The 10,126-nt window shown below is 77.4% G+C and carries 9 protein-coding genes; 2 read left to right on the forward strand and 7 right to left on the reverse strand.

The window, feature by feature from the left end:
- On the forward strand, positions 1-646 hold a 646-nt coding region (locus QZX64_RS04215; RefSeq protein WP_295657238.1), incomplete at its 5' end, for an NAD-dependent epimerase/dehydratase family protein.
- Here QZX64_RS04215 and QZX64_RS04220 read toward each other — a convergent pair.
- The 7 genes from QZX64_RS04220 to QZX64_RS04250 are packed head-to-tail and all read right to left on the reverse strand — an operon-like array spanning position 624 to position 8,945.
- Positions 624-1,553: a glycosyltransferase family 9 protein gene (locus QZX64_RS04220; RefSeq protein WP_295657240.1), complete on the reverse strand. Its 930-nt coding sequence runs from the start codon at positions 1,551-1,553 to the stop codon at positions 624-626. The two genes, QZX64_RS04215 and QZX64_RS04220, sit on opposite strands and share 23 nt — an antisense overlap.
- Complete coding sequence (locus tag QZX64_RS04225; RefSeq protein ID WP_295657242.1) at positions 1,550-2,926, reverse strand: PfkB family carbohydrate kinase; 1,377 nt, start codon at positions 2,924-2,926, stop codon at positions 1,550-1,552. Before QZX64_RS04225 ends, QZX64_RS04220 begins: the two co-directional genes overlap by 4 nt.
- A complete protein-coding gene (locus QZX64_RS04230) occupies positions 2,923-3,561 on the reverse strand; it encodes an SIS domain-containing protein (RefSeq protein ID WP_295657243.1) in 639 nt (212 codons plus the stop codon). The genes QZX64_RS04225 and QZX64_RS04230 overlap by 4 nt, the downstream gene beginning before the upstream one ends.
- Complete coding sequence (locus QZX64_RS04235) at positions 3,558-4,772, reverse strand: glycosyltransferase (protein WP_295657245.1); 1,215 nt, start codon at positions 4,770-4,772, stop codon at positions 3,558-3,560. Before QZX64_RS04235 ends, QZX64_RS04230 begins: the two co-directional genes overlap by 4 nt.
- On the reverse strand, positions 4,769-5,815 hold the full coding sequence (locus QZX64_RS04240; protein ID WP_295657248.1) for a glycosyltransferase family 9 protein: 1,047 nt from the start codon (positions 5,813-5,815) through the stop codon (positions 4,769-4,771). The genes QZX64_RS04235 and QZX64_RS04240 overlap by 4 nt, the downstream gene beginning before the upstream one ends.
- Positions 5,812-7,308 carry an HAD-IIIA family hydrolase gene (locus tag QZX64_RS04245; protein WP_295657250.1) on the reverse strand — a complete coding sequence of 499 codons (1,497 nt, stop codon included), beginning with the start codon at positions 7,306-7,308 and terminating at the stop codon, positions 5,812-5,814. Before QZX64_RS04245 ends, QZX64_RS04240 begins: the two co-directional genes overlap by 4 nt.
- On the reverse strand, positions 7,305-8,945 hold the full coding sequence (locus QZX64_RS04250) for a carbamoyltransferase C-terminal domain-containing protein (RefSeq protein ID WP_295657251.1): 1,641 nt from the start codon (positions 8,943-8,945) through the stop codon (positions 7,305-7,307). Before QZX64_RS04250 ends, QZX64_RS04245 begins: the two co-directional genes overlap by 4 nt.
- Positions 8,946-9,063: 118 nt before the next feature.
- On the opposite strand from QZX64_RS04250, the gene QZX64_RS04255 reads away from it, so the two are divergent.
- Entirely contained in the window at positions 9,064-10,029 is a 966-nt protein-coding gene (locus tag QZX64_RS04255; protein ID WP_295657253.1) for a glycosyltransferase, read from the forward strand.
- Positions 10,030-10,126: the final 97 nt, after the last annotated feature.

Here is a 10,126-nt window from a genome sequence, read left to right on the forward strand (position 1 = left end):
AACGGGCGCCCGCTTCCTGCTGGCGTCGACCTCCGAGGTCTACGGCGACCCGCTGGTGCACCCCCAGCCCGAGACCTACTGGGGCAACGTCAACCCGATCGGCCCGCGCAGTGTGTACGACGAGGCGAAGCGCTTCTCGGAGGCGCTCACCGAGGCGCACCGCCGGGAGGGCCTGGTCGACACGGTCATCGCCCGCATCTTCAACACCTTCGGGCCGCGGATGGCGCTCGACGACGGCCGCGTCGTGCCGGCGTTCGTGACGCAGGCGCTGTCGGGCGACCCGTTGACGGTGGCCGGGGACGGCTCCCAGACCAGGTCCCTGTGCTACGTCGAGGACACCGTGGAAGGGCTGCTCCGGCTGGCCGGGTCCGAGGGCAGCGGCCCGGTCAACATCGGCTCGGACCGCGAGACCACGATCTGCGAGCTGGCCGCGCTGGTGCTCGACCTCACCGGTTCGGCCTCGTCGCTGGTGCACGTGGAGCTCCCCGAGGACGACCCGCGGCTGCGGCGCCCCGACCTGGCGCGGGCGCACACGCTGCTGGGATGGTCGCCGCGCACACCGGTGCGCGAGGGACTGGAGCGGACGGTCCGGTGGATCGCCGACGAGCTCGGCCTCGCGGCCGTCATCCCCGCGCAGCGAGCCTGAGCCGCGCGGCGGCCACGACCTCCTCCACGGTGATCCGGGCCAGCGCCGGGTCGACCTCGCTGCCGTGGGGGTCGCCCGGACCCGCGCCGTGCCACAGCACCGTGTGCGGGCCCGGCGGAGGTCCCCAGGTGGCCGGCGGCGTGGGGCCGAACAGCAGCACCGACGAGGTGCGGTACGCCGAGGCCAGGTGCGCCACGCCGGTGTCGCCCGCCACCAGCAACCGGGCACCGGCGACCAGGGCCGCCAGCCCGGCGAGGTCGGTGCGGCCGGCCAGCACCGCCTCGTCGGGCAGCCCGGCCCGCGAGGCGACCTCCGCGGCGAGCCGGTGCTCGGCGCCCGACCCGGTGACGACCACGGAGTGCCCGGCCTCGGCGAGGCACCGGGCGACCGCGGCGTACCTCCGCGAGGGCCAGCGGCGGCTCCCCGACGCCGCGCCCGGGTGCACGACGACGGCCCCGGGCGCCGGCGACCCGACTCGCGGCATTGGCAGCAGGAGGTCGTCGGGGTCGGTGGCCACGCCGAGCGCCTCGCCCACCAGGCGGCACCAGCGGTGCCGCTCGTGCTCCTCGGTGCACCAGGCGGGGCCGCCGTCGTGGCCGAACGCCACGAGCCGCCGCGGCGCCAGCGCCTGCAGCAGGACCCGGCTCGCCGGCCCGTTGCCGTGCAGGTCGACGGCGACGTCGGGGGGCGGGCCCCTCCACCCGACCGGCTCGAGCTCTCCGGTCGGCAGCAGCCGGTCGACCGCGCCCGTCAGCTCCACCAGCGGTCGCAGCGGCTCGGGTGCGGCCAGCACGAGCTCGTGGCCCGGGAGCCCGCGGCGGATCGCCCGGAGGGCGGGCACGCCGGCGAGCAGGTCGCCGAGGCCGAGCGCCCGCAGGACCAGGACCCGGTGCGGCACCTCGCTCATCGCGGTGCGGTCGTGCCGGCGGCCGCCGTCACCAGCCCCGTCGTCGAGCGCCCCTCCAGGTAGGGCAGCACCACCGACTGGGCGCCCCACTGCCGCAGCAGCGCGGCCTCCGGCAGCTCGGCGCCGGCGTAGTCGCCACCCTTGACCCACACGTCGGGCCGCAGCCGCTCGAGCACCGCGTGCGGGGTGTCCTCGTCGAAGACCAGGACGGCGTCGACCGGCTCGAGGGCGGCCAGGACCCGCGCCCGGTCGGCCTGCGGCACGAGGGGCCGGGTCGGCCCCTTGAGACGGCTCACCGAGGCGTCGGAGTTGAGGCAGACGACGAGGCAGTCGCCCAGCGCGCGGGCCGCCTCGAGGGTCGCCACGTGACCGGCGTGCAGCAGGTCGAAGCAGCCGCCGGTGGCCACGACGGTGCCCCCGGCGGCGCGCACCCGCTCGACCGGGTCGACGTCGTCGTCGGCGCGCCGTGGACCGGCGCCCACGCTCGACGCGCCTCCCGCGGCGACGAACGCCGCGGCGCGGCGTACCGCCAGCTCCACCGCCTCGGTGACCAGGGCGCCGTCGGCCAGGGCCCCCGCCACGCAGCCGGCGAAGCGGTCGCCCGCACCGCAGGGGTCGGCGGCGCGCACGCGCGGCGCCGGGAAGACCGAGGGCGAGGACCCGCCATGGGCCACCAGGGCACCGCGCGCGCCGAGGGTGACCGCGACCGCGGAGGCCCCCCACCGCTCGAGCAGCGCCTCGGCGCGGACGGTGAGGGTGGCGACCGGGCCCAGGCCCGTGGTGTCGACGTCGCCCGCCAGCCGGGCGGCCTCGTCGGCGTTGGGGGTCACCACGCGGGTGCCGCGGACCGGCGCAGTGCCGCGCGGGTGCGGGTCCCAGGTCACCGGCGCGCGGCGCACGGCGTCGGCGAGGGCGGCGCGCAGGCGGGGCGAGCGGGTGACGCCCCGCCCGTAGTCGGAGACCAGGACGGCCGCCGCGGAGCCGATCGCGTCGACCGCCTCGGGGGGCGCGGCGCCGGGCTCGCCGCCCTCGCCGGTGTCGAGGCGGAGCAGCGACTGGCCGGCGGCCCGGACCCGCTTCTTGACCGCCGTCGTGCCGGGCTGCGGGAGGGCGACCACGCGCACCCCCGCGTCGTGCAGCAGCGAGGCGAGCAGCCGGGCGTCGTCGTCGCCGGCCAGCGCGGTGACCAGCACCACGTCGCGCCCGTCGGCCGCGGCCAGCAGCGCGGTGAGCCCGGCGCCACCGGGCCGCGGGGTGGCCACGAGGTCGTCGAGCACCGGCACGGGCGCGTCCGGGCTCAGCCGGGTGGCCCGGCCCTCGAGGTCGACGTCGAGCAGGACGTCCCCGACGACGACGAGCGGTCCGGCGCTCATGCGCACGACCCCGCCCCGCCCCGCTGGGTGCGCGAGACTCCCACGCCGAGCGTCCGGTCGAACGCCGCGCACAGCACGTGCAGCGCGACGAGGTGCAGCTCCTGCACGGTCGCGGTGTACGGCGCGTCGACCGCGCAGCACGCCGTCGACGCCTCGGCCAGCGGGTTGGGCAGCGGCCCCGTCATCGCCCACACCTGCATGCCGATGTCGCGGCCGCGGCGGGCCGCGGCCACCAGGTTGGGGCTCCGTCCGCTGGTCGACATCAGCACCAGGACGTCGCCGGCGCGGCCGTGCGCCTCGACCTGGCGCGCGAAGAGCTCCTCGGGCGGGTAGTCGTTGCAGATGGCGGTGAGGCTGGACGTCTCCGAGCACAGGCAGATGGCGGAGTACGGGCCCCGGTCGCGGCGGTAGCGGCCCACGAGCTCCGCGGTCAGGTGCTGCGCCTGGGCGGCGCTGCCGCCGTTGCCCGCGGCGAGCAGGCGGCCGCCGCCGGTGAGCACCGCGGCCAGCCGGCTGCCCCACTCGTCGACCAGGTCCACGCAGGGCGCGAACCGCTCCAGCGCACTGGTGAGCTCGCGCAGGTGCTCGTGGTCGCACGGCGTCGCCACGGTGCCCGGGGCCGACTGGGCGGTCATCGGCCGGCCTCCGCGCCCAGGGACGCGGGCCGCCCGGCGAGGGCGCTGTACACGGCGCCGGTGTGCTCGGCGACGCGCTGCCAGTCGTAGCGCTCGACCGCTCGGATGCGCCCCGCCCGCCCGTAGCGGGCCCGGCGGCCGGGGTCGGCGAGCAGGTCGCGCAGCACGACTGCCAGGTCGTCCGGGCGGCGGGGCTGCACCAGCTCGCCCGTCACGCCGGGGACCACGGTGTCGCGCAGCCCGCCGACCGCGGAGCCGACGACCGGCACGCCGCACGCCATCGCCTCCAGCGGCACGATGCCGAACGGCTCGTACCACGGCACGGCGACGACCACGTCGCTGGAGCGGATCAGGTCGGGCATCGCCCCGCGCCGTACGCCGCCGAGGAACCGCACGCGGTCGTGGATGCCCAGCACCCGGGCCAGACCGCGCAACCGGAGGACCTCGGGGTCGGCGTCCAGCGCGTCGCTGCTCGGGCCTCCCGCCACGACCACCTCGACACCGGGCAGCCGCGCCGCCGCGCGGAGCGCGTCGCCGATGCCCTTGCGTGCGACCAGCCGGCCGATCACCAGGAGCCGGTGCGGCTCCGCCGCGGCGCGCACCGAGGTCCGCGGCCGGAAGGTGGCGACGTCGACGCCGCACGGGATCACGCTCGCCCGCCCGGGCGCCAGGCCCATCCGCGCGAGCTCCCGGACCTCGTCGCTGCACGTGGCCACCACATGGGTGACCTCGCGGCACAGCATCCGCTCGAGCGCGATGCGGGCGGGCGGGCTGGTGTCGCCGTCGCCCTGCTCCCGCCTCTTGACGGTGCCCAGGGCGTGGAAGGTCTGCACCACCGGGACGCCCAGGCCGGCGGCACCGCGCAGGGCGGCGAGCCCGCTCATCCAGAAGTGGGCGTGCACGAGGTCCGGCGGCGACTCCCGCCAGCGTCGCCGCAGCTCGTCGCCGAACTGGGTCATGTGCGGCAGCAGGTCGTCCTTGGGCACCTCGGTCGGCGGTCCGGCGGTGACCCGCTCGACGACGTACCCGTCGGGGCACGCCACCCGGCACGCCGCGCCGGGTGAGTCGCGGCGCGTGTGCACGACGACCTCGTGGCCCAGCCGGGTGAGCCCCGTGGCGAGCGCGGCGACGTGGACGTTCTGGCCGCCGGCGTCGACGCCACCGAGGGTGGCGAGCGGGTCGGCGTGCTCCGAGACGAGCGCGATCTTCATGGCGTCCTCCCTGGGGTGAGGTGGGGCGGGGCGGAGCGGGGGCCCGGCCGCACACCGAGCTCGAGCACGGCGGAGACGACGTCGCGGGGCTGGACCGAGGTGAGGCAGGGGTGGCCGGGCACGGGGCACTGCGTGGCCCGCGAGCCACGGCACGGCGCCTGCTGGTCGCCCAGGAGCACGGTCGGCACGCGGTACGGCGCCCAGCGCACGGCCGGCACCGTCGGGGCGAACAGCGACACCACCGGCGTGCCGACCGCGGCGGCGAGGTGGGCGGGACCGGTGTTGCCGACGACCACCGAGGATGCCCCGGCCAGCAGGGTCGCGAGCGAGCGCAGGTCGGTCCGGCCGCCGCGGTCGATGCCGTCATCGCCCGCGACGTACGCCGTCAGCTCCCGCTCGTCCGGCGCGCCGGTCACCACCACGAGGTGGCCCTGCGAGGTGAGCAGGCGGCACGTCTCGCGGTAGTGCTCGGCCGGCCACGCGCGCGCCGGCACGGACGTGCCCGGGTGCAGCACGACGTACGGCGTCACCGGGCGCGGCGCGGACACCAGCTCGGGGTGGACCGCGAGCCGCCCGTCGTCGCCGGGCGGCAGCTCGGCGCCGCAGGCCCGCGCCAGGCTGAGCGCCCGCTCCGCCTCGGGCAGGTCGTCGTCGAGACGGTGCCGCACGTCGAGCAGCGAGCCGGGGTAGTCCTCGCTGATGGCGCCGACCCAGCCGACCCCGGCCATCCGCAGCAGCAGCGCGGTGGGGAGCGCGGACTGGTGGAAGGAGGTGAACACGACCGCGCGGCGGTAGCCGCGCTCGGCCAGCCGGTCGACGATCGCCCGCACGTGGTGGCGGTCGACCGGGTCGGGAGCGGGGTCGATCCACGGCGCCCGCCAGCACAGCACGTCCTGCACGCCGGGCAGCAGCGCACCCGCCGCCCGGCCCTGGGGGCCGCACAGCAGGTCGACCGGCCCGCCCGCGGCGAGCGCCCGGACCGCCGGCCCGGTGACGAGCACGTCGCCGAGGCTGTCGAGCCGCACCGCGAGGGTGCGGCTCACCACCGGCCACCCAGCAGCATGTCGACCGCACCGGAGATCGAGCGCGCCGTGCGCGGCGCCGCGCGGACCTCCTCGTGCCGGGTGCGCGGTGTCGGCACCAGGATCCCGACTGCCCCCGCCGCGGCTGCGGCCTCCACGTCGGAGCCGATGTCGCCGACCACGACGGTGCGGCTCGCCGGCACGCCGAGCTCGCCGCACGCGCTCACCACCATCCCGGGGGCGGGCTTGCGGCAGCGGCACCCGTCGCCGTCGGCGTGCGGACAGACCTGCACGGTGTCGAAGGGCCCGAGCAGCTCCGCGACCCGGGCGTTCACCGCCTCCACGTCCTCGACGCCGAGCAGGCCGCGGGCCACGCCCGACTGGTTGGTGACGAGGCCGACGCGCACCCCGGCGGCCCGCAGCCGCGACACGGCGTCGCCCGCCCCGTCCACGAGACGCACCTTCGCCGGGTCGCCGTTGTAGGGCACGTCGTGGACGACCGTGCCGTCGCGGTCGAGGAGCACGAGGTCGGGGATGCCGCGCCACGGTCCGGCGTGCCGGTGCTGGACGGTGCCGCGCAGGAGGTGCCAGGTCGCCACCCACGGCAGGGCGGCGCTGGTCAGCAGCATCCGCCGGACCTCGTCGCGGTCGCGGGGGCCGGGCGCGATGCGCGCCCAGGCGAGCTCACCGGTGCCGACCAGCCAGCCGAGCGCCGCCAGCCCCGCCAGGCGGCGTCGCCGCCCCAGCAGCCCGGCCAGGCCGAGCACCCCTGCGGCGACGGTGGCCAGGTGCCGGGGGCGGCGGCCGACCTGGGCGCCCGCGCGGCGGTGCCAGTCGCGGCCGTGGACCCGGCGCATCAGGACGTCGTCGGCGTTGCCCGCCTGCTGGCGCAGGCTCGCCCAGTCGTCGGCCGGCCGGACCGGGTGCGTCGTACGCCGCCGGCCCTCCAGGATCCGGTCACGCTCGCCGCCGAGGCGCAGCGCGATGTCGGCGTCCTCGCGGAAGGCCCGCGGGAAGCGCTCGTCGAAGCCACCGACGGCGACCAGCGTGGAGCGGAGGTAGGTCATGTCGGCGGTGATCCACCGGGCCGTCTCGAGGCCGGCGGTGCCGCGCTCCCAGTCGGTCGGGCGACGCCCCCGGGGCAGCGGGACGACGATGCGGGCCTGCGAGCCGACCGCGCCGCTCGTCGCCTCGGCGGTGTCCAGGTCGGCCTGCAGCCGTTCCCACCAGTCGGTGGGGGGCAGCACGTCGTCGTCGAGGAAGGACACCCACGGCGTGGCGGCGCGCCGCCAGCCGAGGTTGCGCGCCCGGGCCGGCCCGCCGCCGCCGGCCACGACCACCTGCACGTCGAGGCCGTACGTCGCGGGGTCCAGCGGCTCCTCGGGGCGGTGCCGGTCGTCGACGAGCACGACGGGTGCCGTCACCGGCGACGTCTGGTCGGCCAGCGCCCGGAGCAGCCCGTCGAGCGACTGCCGCCCGAGGGTCGGCACGACCAGCGTCGTCCGCTCGCTCACGGGACCATCCGCGGCCGGCGCACGACGAAGGGCCCGATGGCGAGCATCGAGACCGGCGCGGATCCGAAGCACTCCAGAGCGTCCCGAGGGTCGTCGACCATGGGCCGGCCGGCGGTGTTGAGGCTGGTGTTGATGACCACGGGCAGCCCGCTGCGCCGCTCGAAGGCAGCGAGCATCCGGGCGACGAGCGGCTCGTCGGCCGGGTCGACGGTCTGCACCCGGGCGGTGCCGTCGACGTGCACGACGGCGGGGATGCGCTCGCGCCACTCGGCCGCGACGTCGTGCACGAAGAGCATGTACGGCGAGGGCAGCGGCCCGCGGCTGAAGATCGCCGGCGCCCGCTCGGCCAGCACCATCGGTGCCACCGGGCGGAACTGCTCGCGGCCCTTCACGTCGTTGAGCCGCTCGAGGTTGCGCAGGTGGCCGGGGTGGGCGAGCAGGGAGCGGTGGCCGAGGGCGCGCGGGCCGAACTCGCTGCGCCCCTGGAACCAGGCGACCACCCCGTCGTCGGCCAGGCACGCAGCGACCGCCTCCGCCACGTCGTCGGGCCGCTCGTAGGGCACCTGCGCGGCGCGCAGCCAGGCCTCGATCTCGGCGTCGCTCCAGCCCCTGCCCAGCGCCGCCCCGGGCATCGGGCGCACGTCGTCGCCGGCCTCGGCCGCCACGTGCAGCGCGCTGCCCAGCGCGGTGCCGGCGTCACCGGCGGCGGGCTGCACCCACACCGTGTCGTACCCGCTGTGCTCGTGCAGCACGGAGTTGGCCACGCAGTTGAGGGCGACGCCGCCGGCCAGCGCCAGCCGGCGGCCGCCGGTGTGCCCACGGAGCCACCGGGCGAGGTCGAGCAGCAGCAGCTCCAGGCAGCGCTGCACCGACGCGGCCAGGTCGGCGTGCTCCTCGGCCCACTCCTCGCCGGGCGCCAGCCGCTTGGCCAGCGAGGACCAGTCGACGTCGCCGGCCACGAAGCCCCCGCGGCCGTCGGCGTGCACGCGACGGCGCACCTCCTCGAGGAAGCGGGGCGTGCCGTAGGAGGCCATCGCCATGACCTTGTACTCGTCGGAGGACCGGAGGAAGCCGAGGTGCTCGGTGAGCCCCTCGTAGACCAGCCCCAGCGAGTGCGGCAGCTCCTGGGAGGCGTGCACGGTCAGGCGCCCGCCCGCGTAGGTCCCGGCCAGGTGGCTGGCGCACTCGCCGCGGCCGTCGAGCACGAGCACGTCGGTGTCGGGGTGAGGGGACGCCAGCGCCCCCGAGGCGGCGTGGGAGACGTGGTGGGGGACGTGCCGCACGAGGGCCGGGTCGAGCCCCGGCAGGGCGGTGGTGAGGAAGCCGGCGGCCTGGCGGGCGTAGGTGAGCCGGAGGTGGTCCCACGGGTCGTCCAGCCCCATCTCTCCGGCGGGGCGGGCCAGCGCCGGATCGAAGGAGTACGTCACGGCGTCGAGGTCGCCCGGCTCGAGACCGGCCTGGGCCAGGCACCAGGCGGCGGCCGCCTCGGGGAGCTCCCACGCCGCGAAGGGCACCGGCCGGTGGCCGTGCTTGCGCCGCGAGATCCGCTCCTCCTCCAGCGCCGCCACGGTCACCCCGTCCACGACCAGCGCCGCCGACGGGTCGTGGAAGAGCGCGTTGATGCCCAGCACCTTCATGTGGCCTCCCTCTGCTCAGCGGCCCCTGCGCGGGCCGGGGGGTAACCGAAGCGGTTCTCCCGCAAACCTGTGGCCCTCCGACAGGAGTGCCCCGGGCGTCCGTGGGCACCGCACGCGGATGCGCGTCCTGCTCTGGCACGTCCACGGCTCGTGGACCACCTCCTTCGTCCAGGGAGCCCACGAGTACGTCGTGCCGGTGACGCCGGAGCGCGACGCCGACGGGCTCGGCCGGGCCCGCACGTGGGACTGGCCGGCCACCGTGCGCGAGGTCGCGCCGGAGTCGCTGGCCGCCGCCGCGCCCGACGTGGTGGTGCTGCAGCGCGAGCACGAGCCGGCGCTGGTCGAGAAGTGGCTCGGCCTGCGCCCCGGCGTTGACCTGCCCGCCGTCTACCTGGAGCACAACACCCCCCTGCACGGGGTGCCGGACGTGCCCGACACCAGGCACCCGATGGCCGGCCAGGACGCCATCCCGGTCGTCCACGTCACCGGCTTCAACGAGCTGTTCTGGAACTGCACCGGCGCCCGGACCACCGTCGTCGACCACGGCATCCTCGACCCCGGGCAGCGGTGGACCGGTGAGGTGCCGCACGCCGCCGTCGTCGTCAACGACCCTGCCCGGCGCGGCCGGTCGGTCGGCGCCGACCTCCTCGGCCCGCTGACCCGCGCCGTACCCGTCGACGTCTTCGGCATGCGCGTCGACCGGCTGCCGCCGAGGCCCGGGCTGACGGTCTTCGAGGACCTGCCGCAGGAGGCGATGCACACCGAGCTCGCCCGGCGCGGGGTCTACGTGCACACCGCCCGGTGGACCTCGCTCGGGCTGTCCCTCCTGGAGGCCATGGCGCTGGGGATGCCGGTGGTGGCGCTGGCCACCACCGAGGCCGCGGTGGCCGTGCCCCCGGAGGCGGGCGTGCTGACCACCCGCGTCGACCGGCTCGTCGAGGCCGCCCGGCACCTCCTCGTCGACCGCGACCGGGCCGCCGCCGCGGGGGCCGCCGCCCGCGCGCACGTGCTGGAGCACCACGGCCTCGCGGAGTTCCTCCGCCGGTGGGACGCGGTGCTCGCCGACGCCGTGGCCGGTCGCTGACCGCTCAGCGCCACTCCGGCAGGTCGTCGTCCAGCTCGGCCCGGAAGGCGGCCAGGTCGTCGGCCACCAGCTCGTCGAAGGCCAGCCGGTGGCGCCG

Origin of the sequence: uncultured Nocardioides sp., from assembly GCF_902805925.1 — a bacterium.
GTDB lineage: Bacteria > Actinomycetota > Actinomycetes > Propionibacteriales > Nocardioidaceae > Nocardioides.

What these genes read in the sequence shown, in the direction of transcription:
- QZX64_RS04230 (WP_295657243.1), bottom strand. Translation starts at nt 3,561, where the DNA reads ATGACCGCCCAGTCGGCCCCGGGCACCGTGGCGACGCCGTGCGACCAC.
- QZX64_RS04235 (WP_295657245.1), bottom strand. Translation starts at nt 4,772, where the DNA reads ATGAAGATCGCGCTCGTCTCGGAGCACGCCGACCCGCTCGCCACCCTC.
- QZX64_RS04225 (WP_295657242.1), bottom strand. Translation starts at nt 2,926, where the DNA reads ATGAGCGCCGGACCGCTCGTCGTCGTCGGGGACGTCCTGCTCGACGTC.
- QZX64_RS04250 (WP_295657251.1), bottom strand. Translation starts at nt 8,945, where the DNA reads ATGAAGGTGCTGGGCATCAACGCGCTCTTCCACGACCCGTCGGCGGCG.
- QZX64_RS04255 (WP_295657253.1), top strand. Translation starts at nt 9,064, where the DNA reads ATGCGCGTCCTGCTCTGGCACGTCCACGGCTCGTGGACCACCTCCTTC.
- QZX64_RS04220 (WP_295657240.1), bottom strand. Translation starts at nt 1,553, where the DNA reads ATGAGCGAGGTGCCGCACCGGGTCCTGGTCCTGCGGGCGCTCGGCCTC.